The organism is Kroppenstedtia sanguinis, from assembly GCF_050433445.1.
Lineage (GTDB): Bacteria > Bacillota > Bacilli > Thermoactinomycetales > DSM-45169 > Kroppenstedtia > Kroppenstedtia sanguinis.
Genome location: NZ_JBNPXF010000001.1, coordinates 253,274 through 269,711 on the forward strand (window position 1 = coordinate 253,274; position 16,438 = coordinate 269,711).

The 16,438-nt window shown below is 46.9% G+C and carries 16 protein-coding genes; all 16 read left to right on the forward strand.

Annotated elements, in window-relative coordinates; all coding sequences use genetic code 11:
* The first annotated feature begins 13 nt into the window (after positions 1–13).
* The 16 genes from JOD24_RS01145 to JOD24_RS01220 all read left to right on the forward strand — a co-directional run bounded on the left by JOD24_RS01145 (position 14) and on the right by JOD24_RS01220 (position 16,302).
* The gene (locus JOD24_RS01145) at positions 14–352 is read left to right on the forward strand and encodes a hypothetical protein (RefSeq protein ID WP_429246156.1); all 339 of its coding nucleotides are present in this window, start codon (positions 14–16) and stop codon (positions 350–352) included.
* 355 nt (positions 353–707) lie between these two features.
* Complete coding sequence (locus JOD24_RS01150; protein WP_429246157.1) at positions 708–1,064, forward strand: immunity 8 family protein; 357 nt, start codon at positions 708–710, stop codon at positions 1,062–1,064.
* Between the two features lie 891 nt (positions 1,065–1,955).
* A complete protein-coding gene (locus tag JOD24_RS01155) occupies positions 1,956–2,198 on the forward strand; it encodes a hypothetical protein (RefSeq protein WP_429246158.1) in 243 nt (80 codons plus the stop codon).
* Positions 2,199–2,210: 12 nt separating this feature from the next.
* Entirely contained in the window at positions 2,211–2,549 is a 339-nt protein-coding gene (locus JOD24_RS01160) for a hypothetical protein (RefSeq protein ID WP_380162459.1), read from the forward strand.
* Positions 2,550–3,004: 455 nt separating this feature from the next.
* On the forward strand, positions 3,005–3,274 hold the full coding sequence (locus JOD24_RS01165; RefSeq protein WP_429246159.1) for a hypothetical protein: 270 nt from the start codon (positions 3,005–3,007) through the stop codon (positions 3,272–3,274).
* 504 nt (positions 3,275–3,778) lie between these two features.
* Entirely contained in the window at positions 3,779–3,982 is a 204-nt protein-coding gene (locus JOD24_RS01170; RefSeq protein WP_429246160.1) for a hypothetical protein, read from the forward strand.
* A gap of 173 nt (positions 3,983–4,155) precedes the next feature.
* Positions 4,156–4,728: a DUF4397 domain-containing protein gene (locus tag JOD24_RS01175; protein ID WP_380162464.1), complete on the forward strand. Its 573-nt coding sequence runs from the start codon at positions 4,156–4,158 to the stop codon at positions 4,726–4,728.
* 1,554 nt (positions 4,729–6,282) lie between these two features.
* Positions 6,283–6,465, forward strand: a complete 183-nt coding sequence (locus tag JOD24_RS01180; RefSeq protein ID WP_429246161.1) for a hypothetical protein — start codon at positions 6,283–6,285, stop codon at positions 6,463–6,465.
* A gap of 279 nt (positions 6,466–6,744) precedes the next feature.
* Complete coding sequence (locus JOD24_RS01185; protein ID WP_429246162.1) at positions 6,745–7,461, forward strand: ABC transporter ATP-binding protein; 717 nt, start codon at positions 6,745–6,747, stop codon at positions 7,459–7,461.
* Complete coding sequence (locus JOD24_RS01190; RefSeq protein WP_429246163.1) at positions 7,458–8,729, forward strand: ABC transporter permease; 1,272 nt, start codon at positions 7,458–7,460, stop codon at positions 8,727–8,729. The genes JOD24_RS01185 and JOD24_RS01190 overlap by 4 nt, the downstream gene beginning before the upstream one ends.
* A gap of 76 nt (positions 8,730–8,805) precedes the next feature.
* Entirely contained in the window at positions 8,806–10,509 is a 1,704-nt protein-coding gene (locus JOD24_RS01195) for a serine hydrolase domain-containing protein (RefSeq protein WP_429246164.1), read from the forward strand.
* A 186-nt stretch (positions 10,510–10,695) separates the two neighbouring features.
* Complete coding sequence (locus JOD24_RS01200; RefSeq protein ID WP_429246165.1) at positions 10,696–12,090, forward strand: metallophosphoesterase; 1,395 nt, start codon at positions 10,696–10,698, stop codon at positions 12,088–12,090.
* A gap of 405 nt (positions 12,091–12,495) precedes the next feature.
* On the forward strand, positions 12,496–13,032 hold the full coding sequence (locus JOD24_RS01205; protein ID WP_380162473.1) for a hypothetical protein: 537 nt from the start codon (positions 12,496–12,498) through the stop codon (positions 13,030–13,032).
* A 363-nt stretch (positions 13,033–13,395) separates the two neighbouring features.
* Positions 13,396–13,890 (forward strand): SMI1/KNR4 family protein, encoded by a 495-nt coding sequence (locus JOD24_RS01210; protein ID WP_380162475.1) that lies wholly within the window; start codon positions 13,396–13,398, stop codon positions 13,888–13,890.
* Positions 13,891–14,162: 272 nt separating this feature from the next.
* A complete protein-coding gene (locus JOD24_RS01215; RefSeq protein WP_380162477.1) occupies positions 14,163–14,606 on the forward strand; it encodes an SMI1/KNR4 family protein in 444 nt (147 codons plus the stop codon).
* Between the two features lie 361 nt (positions 14,607–14,967).
* Positions 14,968–16,302, forward strand: coding sequence for a helix-turn-helix domain-containing protein (locus tag JOD24_RS01220; RefSeq protein WP_429246166.1), 1,335 nt, complete (start codon positions 14,968–14,970; stop codon positions 16,300–16,302).
* Positions 16,303–16,438 lie beyond the last annotated feature (136 nt).

A 16,438-nucleotide genomic window follows, 5' to 3' on the forward strand; every position in this document is an offset into this window, starting at 1 on the left:
GGGGATAATCTTGATGGACTACATCAAATATAACGAATATGAACTGTTGGAGCTGTTCGAAAGCGAGCCTGAACCTCTTCACGAGAAAGAGGCAGGAATGTTGTATTATACTCATAAAGATCATCATGGATTTGAAGTGGTCATGTACATTTCTGTCTATGAAAACTACTGCAGGCTATCCGTCAGTCATGAGAATTTGGAAAAGCCCATTTTCCAGCTTGAATTACACGAGGTGCAAAGCATCAAAGGAAAGGAAGACCGGTTGATCATCACCCGGAAGGGTAAGGAAAATATCGTGTTCTTTTTCAAACCCAACTATTCCTTGGAATGGGATCCTGAAGACCGGGATTGAAGCACTTCACGCATAAACACCTCCCCTTTAGGCAAACCACGCTTAAGAAGAGAGCGCTGTCCTTTGCTCAGAGGGGGTTTATACAGACGCGGAAATGGGGTCTCTACCAGGTTTGTTGATTAGCTCTATTTGTAGCAAATAAGGTCGGGATGGTGGGGCGGCGGAGAGCCTTTGCGTTTTTTGCAAGAGATCGGAGCCGCCCCACCATCCCCGTCCCCTCAAGCCATATTTTACGATGGGGCAAGGGGAAGAGCGAAAGGGGCGTTTCGTTCCGGTCATCCACCTTAGGGTTCATCAACAGCCCCAGGTCTCTACTGCTACCAGACGTACCTGATATAGTAAGGGGGTGTTGATTTTGAGAGCCGAGGTAAAAGGAATTTTCTCTACAGAGCTTGGTGATTTAAAACATTTTGTCCCGAAGGAACGTGATTTTGGGATTTTGTTTCGGGTGATGGTTGGACCCGAAGGAATGAATGGTGAAGAATCTTTCGATATTACGGTCTGTACACCGGGGTGGTTTAGACAGAAATATGAGTTTTACGATGTAGTTGTGGTCCGGCATCACCTGATAGTCTTTGAATATGATTACGATCGAATTGTGAATAAGATTAAAAGCATAATAGAACGGTGTGAAGGTTCTTCCTGGAACGAGGTAGCAGAAAAAGTGGCTCGTTATGGCTACTGGGAATTCGAAGATTACACCGAAGGGTAAAGGACGGGGACAGAATTGGCAAGAATGTTGTATAAATGTGGTGAAACATTGTCAACGGTTCAAGCTCCATTGGATGGAGGGGTAACAAAGTATCTTATGATGATCTGGTCGGGATTTTAAATTGTAGTCGAGAAATTGAATTTGTCTTTAAAGAAACAAAATACTCGATCACTCATGTCTCCAAGGGATTTTCTTTGTGCAAATACAATACCAATAAAACAGAGGATTTTAGATGCAGGGCTGTTGATTAACCAGAAAATGGGCGGTGGAAGGGAGTCGTGTGCTGCCATAGCGAGACCTGGGAGCGGTAGCGACCCTGGCGAGACTTGTGCCCTGTGGGTGCAAAGCGACCTTTGCGCCATGGGCACTACAATTTGAAATGAAGGATGCACCACAGGCACTACAATCTCGATAGCAAGGTTGCCATCCTACCCAGCGTAAAATCTGGAGAGAGGGCGTTTAGGGGCAACCTCTTCCCTGTGTTGCTTCCGTAAGGCTTTGCCCCTGCCCGAGTAGAGGATATTGCTTAGCACATATAGCACCCAGCAGGGTGCTTTTTTCTTGGGGGAGCGAGCGTGACTTGAATCGATGGATAAATTGGAAAATGGTAACCAGGGTCGGGATGGTGGGGCGGCGGAGAGCCTTTGCGTTTTTTGCAAGAGATCGGAGCCGCCCCACCATCCCCGTCCCCACAAGCAATAATCCCGGTTGATCGGCGCGGGTCACAAACCATCAAGTATGTTGTGGTTTTAGCGGCTGGAGCCGCATTGGCCATGATTCTTCACTCCGCTGTGGACAGCGCCCGAGGGCGGAACCGTCATCAATGGACGAAAATATACAGAGCATGCACTTGAACGAATGGCCCCCGATACTCCAGCGGTGAGAGCGAGATTGGAAAAAAGAGCAATGCAAAAAGCAGAAAAAAAGGGACTTAAACCTCGCACAAAAGAGTATAACGATTTCATAAAAAAGTATGTACAACCAAGGGGGATTCCGCCAAGTGTTGTTGAAAATGCAATTAGGTCAGGAAGTAGACAACCTGGGAATAAACCAGGTACGTGGGAACATCGTACAACAGATGTTAAGGTTATAACAAATGAATCTGGTAATGTGATTACTGTCGTTCCGAGATAAGGGGATATTTGTATGCATTATATCAAGTACGACGAATATGAGTTGTTGGAGCTATTCGAAAGTGAGCCTATACCACTTAATGATGAAGAAGCAGGTATGTTCTTCTATATTCAAAAAGATAAAAATGGATTTAAAGTGATTATGTATATCTCAATTTATGAGAATTCATGCGAGCTATCCGTCAGTCATGAGAATTTGGAAAAGCCCATTTTCCAGCTTGAATTACACGAGGTGAAAAGCATCAAAGGAAAGGAAGACCGGTTGATCATCACCCGGAAGGGTAAGGAGAATATCGTGTTCTTTTTCAAACCCAACTATTCCTTGGAATGGGATCCTGAAGACCGGGATTGAAGCACTTCACGCATAAACACTTCCCCTTTAGGCAAAGCAAACCACGCTTAAGAAGAGAGCGCTGTCCTTTGCTCAGAAGGGGTTTTTACAAACGTGAGAATTGGTCTCTACCAAGTGTGTTGATTAGCCCTATTTGCAAATAAGGTCGGGATGGTGGGGCGGCGAAGAGCCTTTGCGTTTTTTGCAAGAGATCGGAGCCGTCCCACCATCCTCGTCCCCTCAAGCCATATTTTACGATGGGGCAAGGGGAAGAGCGAAAGGGTCGTTTTGTTTCCGTCATTCACTTTAGGGTTCATCAACAGCCCTGGGTCTCTATAGGAGAACAGGGAAGAAGAGAACGGTGAAAAATAAAGAATGAAATGCAAGGTGATGAATCCAAAGTATCTTTACGCTAAGGGGAAACTAAAAGCAGAGCCGATCCGTTGACCCGTCGATATATTGTGGGGTGATCTGGTTTGGGTGGAAAAGACTATGATTATGATCATGAGAAAGTATCTTATGATGATCTGGTCGAGATTTTAAGTTGTGGTCGTGAAATTGAATTTATCTTTAAAGCAACAAAATACTCGATCACTCATGTCCCTAAGGGATTTTCTTTGTGCAGATATAATCCCTATGAAATACAAGATTTTAGATGTTACAAAGAATTGCTAGAAAAAGCAAGAATAGACGGAAGAAGGATAGTCGAAATATGGAAGGATGTACGAGTAGAGGATATTGCTTAGCACATATAGCACCCAGCGGGTGCTTTTTTCATAGGGAGCAAGCGTGACTTGAATCAATGGATAAATTGGAAAATGGTAACCAGGGTCGGGATGGTGGGGCGGTGGAGAGCCTTTGCGTTTTTTGCAAGAGATCGGGGCCGTCCCACCATCCCCGTCCCCACAAGCAATATTCCCAGTTGATCGGCGCGGGTCACAAACCATCGAGTATGTTGTGGTTTTAGCGGCTGGAGCCGCTCATCTGTCTGAGTGATGTGAGGATTGTTTTTTTAGCCAAGATGTTGTCGCGGGGGTGGGTGGGGTGCTATTGACACTTTGTTCATTGTGTGAAGCAGAAATCGTAGATGTGTAGCAGTTGGAAGATTGGCTCCTTTATGACAAGGGATCCACGCCTTTTGGGTTATTGTTTCGGATCGGCAGGATTTTATAAACTAGAATTAGAACTTATCTTGGTGAATAACTTTTTTGAGGATCTGGATGTAATTATTCAAGGAGTGAATCGCCGACATGCGAATTATCGGGGGAAGCTACCGAGAGTGGAAAAGTCTAGGCGAAGAGGAGCAGATACGCCTTTTCAAGCAGGCCATGGCTGACTACCATTGGAAAATGTCGCGGTTAGACCGCGAAAAACAGAAGCCATATGCATCCAGACTGATCGATTTCAGTGGACTCAACCATTGTTATCCGATCCAAGACAAGATTTTGCACTAATCATTTATTTGGCCATTTCTTATGGGACTGCCACTCTTCCGAGGGAAGGGTGGCTTTCTTTTGCTGAAAAAAGTGGAGAACACCCGAAGTTTGATAAACACCTCACCCCGAAAGGAAGAACCTGGACCTTTTCCGCATAGGCTGTATGGAACGATAGGATCGGAGGGGAAAGGATGGACGGGAAGAAGGAAATGAAACAGGCTTTGGAGAAAGCCCATCTGTATGGATTGCTGGCAGAGTATTATAAATATCATGATCCCGAGTTGGTGATACATTATTATCAAAAGCACTTCAAATACACGCGAAAAGTGGCAGTCATGGCTTGGAACTCGGCAGGAAAGCAATGGGAAAAAGGAAAAACGACTTCTTCCCCGCGATCTGCGCTGTCGTCAGGCACTTCATCCCGCCTCCGGGTGATCCACGCCTCCCCTGATGCGCCGGCAATGGAGGTGCAGATGGACGGAGGGCAGATCGATTGGAGATTAACCTTCGGCCAAGTCTCCCATGATCAGTTGATTTCGAGCGGGAGTCACCAGGTGGAACTGTATGGAGTGGAGGGACAGGGAGAACCGATGGCTAGCAAAGCAATTTCTCTGGAACCGGGGAAGGGTTATACCCTGCTAGTGGTCAACCAGTTGAAGGATCTGGAGTTGCAGCTGATCCACGATCAGCCGGAAGACAGAGAGAGGATGTCAAAAAATCAGTCCGGTTCCTCTCTCCCCCAGATGTCTCGGCAGGAGTTTTGATCCCCTGGAGGAGATGTGCTCTTGCTTGGGAGATTTACCATAGGAAAGGAGATGTCTAGATAAGTATCAGTGGAACTTGCAACGGTTGTTCTATTCAGACTTTTCTCCGGAAAGAAAATGCTAACATCAGAATTCTCAGTAGACCTGTTCCAAATGGATAAATGAGAGGAGAGGAAAGAACAGAGAAGGCCAGCCATATATCCAATCGGTATAGTGACCAAATCTATTTCCAAAACCCGCGGAGCTAAATGAATTTGTAAATAAGTTCGGTTACTTTGATACTCAAATTCTTCTTGACGGTAAGTGCCATCTGATCTAACGGTATACATGCGAAATTTCTGGGACTCTTTTATCCCTTTCGAGTCCCAGTTACATAAGTGGTATGTGTGTTGCGTTTTCAGGGTAGCATTACAGCACATATGAAATCAGGGATTAAACATCTGATAGATGACGGAGAGATTTCGATGGAAGAGATTTTAATGACGATTTTACAGATACTACCATAGTGATTGAGGAGATATGTGGAAGAAGATAGAAAGACAATCTTGCATTAATCCACGGTGATTGATTGCCCTCCTCATATCAATCAAGTGGATAGCGGTTTTATGTTGAGAGTACGTGGGATCGATCCTCAACAATGGTGATGTTAATATCTGACTATTAACCGATTTGATAAAGCTTGGATTCCTAACATCATCTCTTTGGAGATAAATTAAAATAAAGATTTTGTGGCTAAATTGCTAGGGGTAGATAGAGAGGCACTATCAATTCCGACAAAACTATCCCAGCGAACCGGTAAGAAAAAAGGTGTATCCTCTTGCACAGCCGAAGTTTCAAAAAAATATTCTGCATCGGTTGCTTATTCTACAACATGGGCTACCTCAACAGTAACGTATGGTAGTGGGAGTACCTTCAGTGTTACTGCTCCTCAATTTGTAAATAATGGAGATGGGACTGAAATGCATAATTTTGGCCTTCCTGGTATTTTGATTCTAGTTGTTACGTTGGTTTTGGTTTACTTTGTGCTTCGTTCTCTTATAAGAAAAAGATGACAAGTAACTTGAACAGCCTCATCACGGGGCTGTTTTTGTTTTCCTTTGTGGATCGAATGGGTTCTATATGGGATTGTGTACAGGTAAAGTTCAAGAGGTTTTTGGGGTTTGAACGTGACCCCTGCTTGATTTCTACGAAAAAAGCCCAAGGGAGTCGGCTCTTTCCGACCGTGATCGTGGTGGAATCGAGAGCTTCGATGGGAAATGGGAGAGAAAGCGTTCGTCGAACATTCCGCCCCGATCGCTGAATGAGTGGTATGGAGAATCCTTTGAAGCATCTACCACAGTACTTTATCTACTTTGTGATGTGGGTCATGTTTTTTCAGAGCATTGGCTCATCCATTTACTTGTATAAATCGAGAAAGATTTAAAGTCTCCCTCAATCGAAAAAAATTTGCTCAAAAAGTCATAAATAGATGTTTCAAATACGGGAAATGGGGAATATAAATAATAGTTGCTCAGAAACATTGAGACTCCAAATTCTCATGAAAGGTTGATTTCTATGTTTGGCAACATGATTAGAAGGCTGCTGAAAAAGGAAGTTCGAATTCATTCCCATATAGTGAAGCCCTTGAAACATCAGGGGATTTATAAATATCATGAGTATCTGAGGTATCTGGTCAAAGAAGAGAAGAGAAAACAATTGCCCCCGATGGAATGGCAGGAAGAACAAAGGGGAGCATAAGGTACATGAACTTAACTGAAGAGAACTGTCGGTGGATCAGATTGAAGATATAACGACCTTTCCCGGGAAATGACAAGGGGAAAGGTCGTTTAGTTTTTGTAAGGATCTCCTCAGCACTCCTTACCCATCAAAAGCAGGATCTTCATACTCTTTCCAGAAAACAGTTAGATGATCAACGAAGTTGCAAGGTTCCACTTAGGATCTATATACTGAAAAGCAGGGAGAATCACATTGTATATCTATCACGGACTCAACGGAAGGAATGGGGAGGGGGAAAAGATGAAGGTCTTGGAAGTAGAGATTAAAGCAGCGGGATATGAAGCTTCTCGCCCTATCATACAAGATCTTGCTTTTTCTGTTGGCGCAGGAGAGCTAGTGGGACTGATCGGTCCCAACGGTGCCGGTAAAAGCACGACCGTGAAGGCGATCCTGGGTTTATTGAAGGAGTGTCGGGGAGAGATCCGGTTTACCGGGGAGACGAAGCGGTATGCCTATGTGCCGGAACAGCCCGTCACACTGGAGGGTCTCACGCTGGAGGAGCACCTAGAGTTGGCGGCGGCGGCTTTTCAGCTTACGTCGGAGGCTCGGCGAAAACGGTCGGAGGAACTGTTAAACTCCTTTGCTTTGCAGGGGGTACGTCATGAATATCCGGAGCGCTTTTCCAAAGGGATGCGGCAGAAGATGATGTTGCTGCTGGCTTTCCTGATCGAACCGGAAGTGTTGATCATCGATGAACCCTTTGTGGGATTGGATCCACGGGCGACGCAAACTTTTCTCAGATGGATGGAGCGTCAACGCAAACAGGGAACAGGCGTGTTGATGTCCACGCATGTATTGGATACGGCGGAGCGGATCTGCGACTCTTTTTTTTTACTCGATGGGGGAAGACAGGTCGCCGCTGGCAGTATGGAGGCGATCCGGGAGCAGAGCGGACTGACAGAAGGGACGTTACTGGATTGCTTTGGCTGTCTGGCTGGGGAGGAAACTGACAGATGACTCCTTGGGATTTGTTTAAGAGGCGGCTGCTTGAAGAGTGGCGCTTTCAATATCGGGTGTGGAGAACTGTACTGGATTGGACGGTGATTCTGTATCTGGGGATCCCGGCTCTGGTCTTTTTGTGGATTCAGTACCGCTCGGGGTGGGAGGCGGACAGTTGGATCGGCGATGTCCCCTCCTGGGGCTGGATCGGAATATCCTACCTTTTTCTTTGGAGTGGAAAGATCCGACTGGGTTTGCGGGAAGGAGATCTTCTCTTTCTTCGGCAACAGCGAAAGTGGATGCAGACTTTGATGGGATCGGGACTGGTCTACTCTTTTTTGTTTCATATGCTAGCGACAGGTGGATTCCTTCTGCTCAGCGGGCCACTCTTGATCGGCCACTGGAACCTTTCCCGCGAGGAAGTGGGGATCTGGGGGGTGTTTCTGCTCCTGGTACGCTGGGATTTGTCCCTTTTCCGCTGTATGTGGGCTTCTGTGGTCCCGGCCTGGAAACGGTGGATGGGCTACACTTTTTTCGGAGTGGGGTTGTTTCCGATCTGGGCGGCTTTGGTTCCTTGGAGTTTATCCTCACCGACAGTGACGAAGTTCGGGTGGATCTTGGCTGCGGTAGTAGCTTGGTTTCTCCTGCGGTGTCGCCTGACTGCAGAAGGACTTTTTCTGGATGATGTGGCGCGGGAACAGGAATACCGGCTCCGTTTTGTCGCTTGGTTCCTGCAGGGGGGTGGAGTGTTGCCTAGACGGAAAGATTTCCAACCCCGTCGCCCATGGCTGCTGCGACGTTCCCAGCCTTTGTTCCGGCAGAGAACCTGCGCCGCAATCCTTGCTGAATCGGTCTTGAAACCCTTGCTGCGGCTCGGGAAGCATCTAAGAGTCTACTTGCAGATGGCAGGCCTTCTCCTCGTCGGAGTTCTCTGGGTACCAGGACCGATGAAGGCAGTAGTTAGTTTGCTTTCCTGGTTTTTGTTTTACTTCTGGGGTAGATCCTGTTGGCGGGAGTTCACCTCTTCCACTGGGGTAAGTCTGTTTCCCTGGGAAAAGGGGACGATCCGGGAAGCTTTTCGCATTTATACTTTTTGGGTAACCCTGCCCGGCTTTTCCTTGATCAGTCTGGGAACGGGTTGGATGTGGTGGGGCTGGGCGGGATTGGTCGTTGGCGCCGTAGCTGGTCCTCTCAGCTGTTGGTTAGGAGCCGAGATCGGTGGGAGGTGGGCGCATCATCCTTTCCTAGAAAAGAATCGATGGCGAGAGGGTGACTTCTCAAAATAATATTTATGATTCCCTTGTTTCTGATAATATAAAAAGGAAGGGACGTACAGACTATCTAGGGACGGGAGGAGATGGCATGGAGACGCAACGCTTCGTTTGGCGCAAAATTGGAATTCTCACACTGGTTCTCCTGCTGATTCTTCCCACAGCGGTCTGGGGAAACGAGAGAGCAACGAACCCACCGGCAACGGAAACGGTGGCACTAGGAAAGCCCTTCCCTTGGGACCGACCGGGAGCGATTTCATCCCGTCTGCACTTGGGGACACCTGCTTCCGCCGGGTTGGTGAAGGAGCCCCTGGAAGCAATCGACCCCGCTATTGAAGAAGCGATCCAGGAGGGTTATATGCCGGGGGCCGTCGTCTTGGTGGTTCGGAAGGGGAAGATCGTCAAACATGAGGCCTACGGTTTCGCCGCCCGGGAGTGGGATGATCAGGGAAACCGGATGGACGAGCCGGTCCCGATGAAAAAGGATACTCTTTTCGATTTGGCTTCCATCAGCAAGATCTTCACTTCGGTGGCCGTAATGAAACTATACGAAGAAGGGAAGTTCCGACTGGATGACCCGGTGGCTAAATACATACCTGAGTTTGCGCAGAAGGGGAAAGCGAAGGTTACCATCCGGCAATTGATGACCCACACTTCCGGATTTGAAGCGGAGATTCCTCTTCACGAACTCAAGGGGAGCCGCAAAGACCGGATACAGGCGGTCTTTGCTCATTCCCTGATCCACGAGCCAGGCGAGGCTTATCTCTACAGCGATCTCAACGCGATCACCCTGGGTGCCTTGGTGGAACGGCTTTCCGGGCAGAGGCAGGATGTTTTTGTCCAAAAATATATCACCGGTCCCCTGGGAATGAAGGAGACGATGTACAATCCCCCGTCCTCTTTGAAATCCCGAATTGCCGCTACAGAATACCAACCGAAGATTGGGCGGGGGCTGGTCTGGGGAAGTGTCCATGATGAGAAGGCTTGGTCCCTGGATGGGGTGGCAGGGCATGCAGGGGTCTTCTCCACAGCAAAGGATCTGGCCATCTTCGCTCATATGTTGCTCAACCACGGACAATATGGGCATGTGCGCATTCTGAAGCCCAAGACCGTGGCTCTGATGGAGAAAAATATGAACATCGCCTTTCCCGGGGATGATCACGGACTAGGCTGGGAGCTAAACCAGAGCTGGTACATGGATGCCCTATCGGATCCTCGCACCATGGGGCATACCGGCTATGCAGGCACTTCTATCGTCATGAACCGGAGTAATGGAGCGATCGCCATCGCTCTCACCAACCGAGTGCATCCGACCCGGGATACCCCTTCTACCAATCCGGTGCGGCGTCAGGTGGCCCGCCTGACTGCTGATGCGATCCCAGTCGCTATTCCCGGCAAGGGAGGAGCCTGGTTCTCCGGTTACGGGGATGACTTGGATCGTTCCCTGACGGGAAGCCGATGGAAGGGCACCGGTAAGAGGCTTACCTTTGACACCTGGTACCGGATGCAACCGGCAGAAAAGGGAGCCCCGACGGATTATGGCATGGTGGAAGCCTCCTCTGATGGGAAACACTGGTCGGCGATCAGTATACCGATGAGCGGGCAGAGCGAAGGATGGGTGCGCAAGGAGATTACTCTTCCTCCCCACACCCGATCCCTCCGTTTTCGCTACCATACCGACGATCACGCCAACGGCCGCGGCTGGTACGTGAAGAATCCCAAGCTTACCGACACAAGCGGTCGCACCCTCCAAGTGAACTGGTCCGGGAAGGGCTGGGAACAGAGGGAGCGGTAAGGTGGTGAGGTACAATCTGCTCTTTTCTCCGATTTAACAAAGGTTTCATATCGACTTAGCTGAACCTAAATATTGCTCGTCTAATCTGTAAAAGGATTTTAAAAAGGGCCTTTTTCAGCGGATATCGATGTTGGGCTAACAGTCAAACCTGAATATTAAATTCCGGAGGCGGGGGGAGAGGAAGAGTTGAAGAATGAAAAGGGATCTTTGTCAAACACGGATATGGAAAAAAAAGAGTCGAGGAGGCGCCGTTTCTTAAAAGTGTCGACTTTCGTGGCCGGAGTCGCTCTTGTAGGCATATTGGCCAGTTCGTTCGGTCATCCATTGATCGAGGCGGCAACGAAAGACCGGATTTCTCCTTCAAAACATAACAAAAAACCGGAATTAGTATTTCCCGTAATCAGTGATGTCCATATTAAGGAGAGCGGCACCAGTGATCTGAAAAAGTTTGAAACCGCGTTGGATCAATTAAACAGACTGGCACCCAAACAGGATGCTCTTGTAACAGTTGGAGATTTAACGGATCATGGACGGGTGGAAGAATATGATCGTTTTATGTCTGTTTATAACGCCAAAAAACAGCCGCAAGCCGTTTCCATGCTGGCAATCGGAAATCACGACTATGGGAATGGATTATCAGCAGCTGATGCGCAAAAACGTTTTTTGGATCAAACAGGTATGAAGTCGACCCAGTATCACAAGGTGATTAAAGGTTACCATTTCATCGTTATGGGCACGGAAGATGGTCGTATAGAAGGAACCTTTTCCAAAAAACAGATTGCATGGCTGTCTGAACGATTAAAACAAGCGAAAAAGAGAGATCCCCAAAAACCGATTTTTGTCTTTCATCATCAGCCGATCAAAGATACCTTGTATGGAAGCGAGTGGGGGATTGATATAAATCGGGATCTGCTTTACGATACCCTGAAAGATTATCCGCAAGTTATTACATTTTCCGGTCACACCCACTATCCGTTAGAGGATCCCAGAATCATTCATCAAAAGGATTTTACTTCCATTGGAACCTCCACCCTTAGCTATTTATGGTTGGATGCCGGCAGGATTCAGGGCGAGGTACCCCAAGATTACGCGGATACCCTCAGCCAAGGTTTGATTGTCAAAGTGTATAAAAACAAAGTGAAGATCGAACGTAGGAATTTTCATAGCAATGGTTGGTCGGGTAAACCCTTTGAAATCCAATATCCTGTCAAAAAGAGTCATTTTAAATACACAGAAACAAGGGATCGGATCAAGCCCCGTTTCAAATACAAATCAGCGATCTCTGTTGTAAAGGAAAAGACAACAGCAACAGATCTGGAAATCAAGTTTGATCAAGCGGTCGACAACACTCTTGTACATGACTATAAAATAGAGGCCAAGAATATGAAAACGGGGAAAGTGGAAAAAGAATTCCTTGCTTTTTCAGAGTTCTACAAGGATCCTGTACCCAACCCTCTGACACTGGCTATTAGTGGATTAACTCCTGATACACAGTATCAGATTGAAGTGCGGGCGATTGATTCCTTTGGAAATGCAAGTGATCGTACTTTAAAAGTGATCGGAAAGACCAAGAGATCGTAATTTCCATCCGATTTGTTGACAGTGAAAAAAGAGCATTTGACGTGGCGACTTTTCCCGAAGCTCCATAGGGGAAAGTCGCTATGTTTTTCTCGGATGCCGTTTTGGTGGGAGGTTGGACTTACATTATCTTGTATTATTTTACAGGTCGTTGTTTTCAATGGATATCACAGTCAGAGACGTGTGATCGTCGACAAATTGGAAATCGTGGAGATATCAATAAAGGCTAAAGTCGCTCGATTATGTAATCATCCTTCACCTCTCCCACACTGGATCGGAGAGGTTTTTTCTGTTCCGGGGAAAAGGTGTGCCAAAAATGGCAAAGGTTGCCCTGTATACTGAGACACATCAACAGGCGATGGAACCGTCGGTTGAAATCAAATGCTGTGCATGAGGGGGATTTATCTTATGATGATTATCAGGAAGCTGGGGATCTTTGCTGTGGTGGTTATGTTGGCGGTGGGCTGTAATCCCGCTCCGGAGGATGTGGACACCGGAGGCAAAACCAACAGTACGGAAGCAAAAGAGGGATCCAAAAAAGAAAAAACGGCAGATGAGAAGCGATTCAAGGCAGGGGTGTCCAAGGATTTCCTGGGTGTCCAGGTGGGAATCGGAGAAGTGGTGATCCAGCGGGATCAGATTCAAGTGGGCTTGAATTATGAAAACAAGAGCGGTCAGGCAATTCATTGGTATCCCGATCAGGAAGCCAAGGCCGTCATCGGGGATGTGCAACTCGATTCCAATTTGTTCATGGATGACACCGGCCTCACCGTAGGCGACATCTCCAACGGTGTCAAGTCCGATGGCGTCTTCACCTTACGCCCTTCCGGAAAGAAAACGATCGACCCCAAGAAAGTGAAAGAGATCAAGTTCAGCTTCGGCGAGATGTCAAGCGAGGACTTCATGAAGGATACCAAAGTGGAATTCACCATCCCGGTGAAGTGAGGCAGGCGGCCACCGGGGCCGCCTTTTGTTATCCGGATACCGGGACTAAAGATCTTGTCTCTGTTTAAACACCATCCTGTTCTCTGGTGCGAAATATTTGATCCTCGCGTAATGAAATTATTTACTCCCTTCGGAGGATTTCAAGTATCATATGATTTACATCATGGGGTTACCAATTATTTCTCGAAAAAGGAGATGGGTAACCCTTGTTTTTCATCGGTTGAAACGGTTCCTATTTGACCGGCGGGGCTCATCAACAATTGAATATGTGATGATTCTGGCGGTTGGTGCGATCTTGGCCATGATCCTTACAGTGACAATGGGGAGCGAAGAGATTCAAAGCGACCGAAAAGAGTGATTGGGATGACGATGAGGCAGCTTGTAACAAAGCTAAAGACATTGACAAATTGCGCTGTTTACGTTTCTGTGGGACTTCCTCGTATAAAGGGAGAACATGAACTACCGGCTGATCTCAAAGAATTTTACGAGCTTTGTGGTGGTGCGATGCTATTTGAAGGAAGTAATTACCCAGTTCATTTAATGTCCCCAAATGACTTTGTTTTGGCAAATCCTGTTATCATTGATGAGTCGGGAGAAGGGGACATTTCTGCAGATTGGTATATTGTTGCACAAGGTGATAGCGAGGAATATGTCACTATTGATCTGAATAAGAAACGCCTTGGCCGATGCTACGATAGCTTTTGGGATCGTCATGGGGTTGCTGGTGATTGCCCGATTATCGCCGGATCTTTTACTGAACTTCTGAAACGATTACTTGATCAAAAAGGACAAAGACATTACTGGCTACGGGACGATTTTGAACCCTACGGTGACGCGTACGATGAGGAAGTTGAGTAGGATAGGTGATTGTATGACAGGTTGCCAAAAATCCAGCTCTTGTATTTGGGATCCAGGAAGGCACAACAATCGGCTGGCGCTGGTGATATCTACAAAATATCTCCTAAATGTTTTTACTGAGGTATCAGAAGGATATCAAAGAATATCGTCTTCAAGGACAATGTTTCGTCGATTCGAAGTGAGGGCGCAACGCTCCCTTGACCATCTGTCAGAAATGAGGATGATTGGAGAGCCCAATTTGTGGAAGAAATGCGTCGTAGGGGGATCGAGCCTTGAAAAAAGAAATTTTTGAAGCAATAGAAGAAGAAAGGGATATGTGTCCGGAAGCCTTTGGTGGGCCTGCAACGGAAGCAGAAGTAATCGAAGCTGAAAAATGTCTTGGAGTTAAATTACCACCTGATTATAAAGAGTTTCTTTACAAGTATGGTTCAGGTGGTGTTGGAAAGGTTATAGTTTTGGGGTTGAGGGAAGCTGAATTTGTGGCTACACCATCTTTTGTTGAGCAATCGTTGGAATTTAGGAAGCAACTTCCTGTAGAGTATTCCAAAATGGTAGTGATCGGAGTGGATGGAGCAGGGAATCCTGTTGGGTTTAATCCTTCAGATTCAACTATTTTTGTATTTGATTTCGATTTTGGTGGGTACCATGCTTTAGCATCGTCCTTTGAAGAGTATTTGGATAAAGCAATAAACCAACAATTGGATGTTCAATTTTAAAAACCCAGAATTTTAGCCATGAATTGAGACCCGAAACGTAAAACATCAAAAAATACCGGCTACTCACAGTTCGGTTTAACTCCTTCTCCAATATCATATGCGGTTGTAGAAACAGGGGAATCCGTCAAGGAGAGCAATTGACCGGGCTTCTTTTGTCTTTTGTGGCTTTGGATCAGACCGACCCGAAGGTCGGAACAAATGGTAGGCACATATCCCACAAATCGTAGTTCCCCGCCCCTCTCAAACCCAAAAGTTATACCGTTGAGGGGAAAGTTGCATAAAAGGTCTATGGATCTATTGCCATCTTTACTTGATATAGTATAAAATGGTGGCGGATCTTGGATATGGAAGGTGATGGAGATTGAAGCTTTTTGATATACAGGAAATTGGCGGAATCATTCGTAAGATCAGAAAAGAACGAGGTCTTCGTCTGGAAGATTTGGCTGATGACAACATTTCCACGGCCACGATCAGCAATGTAGAAAGAGGTGTTGCCCATGTGAAGATAGAGAAGGTTTATTACATCCTAGAGAAATTGGGTGTTCCCATGGAGCAACTACCGGAGTTTTTGCTGAGGGAGAGAGAGGACCAGGGTCAGCTGAAGTTTCGTCTGACGTTGATCGAGTCGATGAACCGATTGGGTCAGAGTGAATCAGCCCTGTCGTTACTGGAGAAGACGCCCATCCCCGACGACCACTTGTATGCCTCCCAATTTTATTGGCTCAAGGGCACCTGTTACCTGCATCAGAGAAAACTCAACAAAGCGGAACGGGAGTTTTTCACGGCCATCCGCTTGGCCAATAAAAACGAAACCGCAAAGATCGACAACATCGAAGCCTACAGTTTCAATGATCTGAGTCGTTGCAGCTACTCCAACAACGACCTCCGGCAATCCCTTCAGTATGCCGACAGCGGTCTGGATGCCTTTAGCCCGGCGGGGGAAAGACCATGGGTCAAGTATTTTTTGCTACGAAACAAAGCTATCTACTTGGAAAGATTGGGACGGATCGTCGAGTCCCTGCAACTGGTTCAGGACGTCTGGGAGGAACTCCCCCAAGTCGAACCGATTGCAACCAGACTCTCTTTCTATTGGTTACGGGCCGAGTTGCTCCGCAGGAGCCATGACTATGAAAATGCGAAAAAATTTGCCCTGGAAGGTATTCAGCTAGCTGGCATCAATCAACACTATGACGGCGCTTTGGCACTCTGGAGCGTTCTGGGGAGTATTCACACTGCTCGGGAAAAATGGGAGAAAGCAGAAAACTGTTTTAAAATTGCACTCGGACTTCCCCGGGATCGGGTGGATGAAAAATCCTTTTTACGGGCCTGTACCCAATTGGGAATTCTGTATACCCGACAAGAGAAATGGAGCCAGGCTGAGGACAATCTGACCCAAGCGATTCAAAATGCGAAACGAGTAGAAGATTATGTGGATCAAATGGATGCCTCATTGGCTCTTGGGCGTCTGTTTTTTCAGCAAAACAGAAGAGAAGAAGCGATCTCTTGTTATCGACAGGTGGTTGACCTCGCACAGAAGTACAATGTCGGTGAGAAGGAGAACGAAGCGTGGCATGAACTGGCCCGGTGTTGGGAAGGGGTTGACGAGAAGGAATTTCAACAATGTACGGTAAATATGTTTAAAGTACAAGAAAGACTCAACCAGAGAAAAGCAGGTGACTTGAATGAAGTTCGTTAAAGTTATTTTTTTCTCCTTGTCAACCGCATTTCTTCTCTCTATTTTATCGCTGAACCCTGTGACCACTTCAAGTGATCTGTCTGTTCCCAAATACAACGTAGACCAACCGGGAGGTTGATTGCAACCTTTTCCCCGC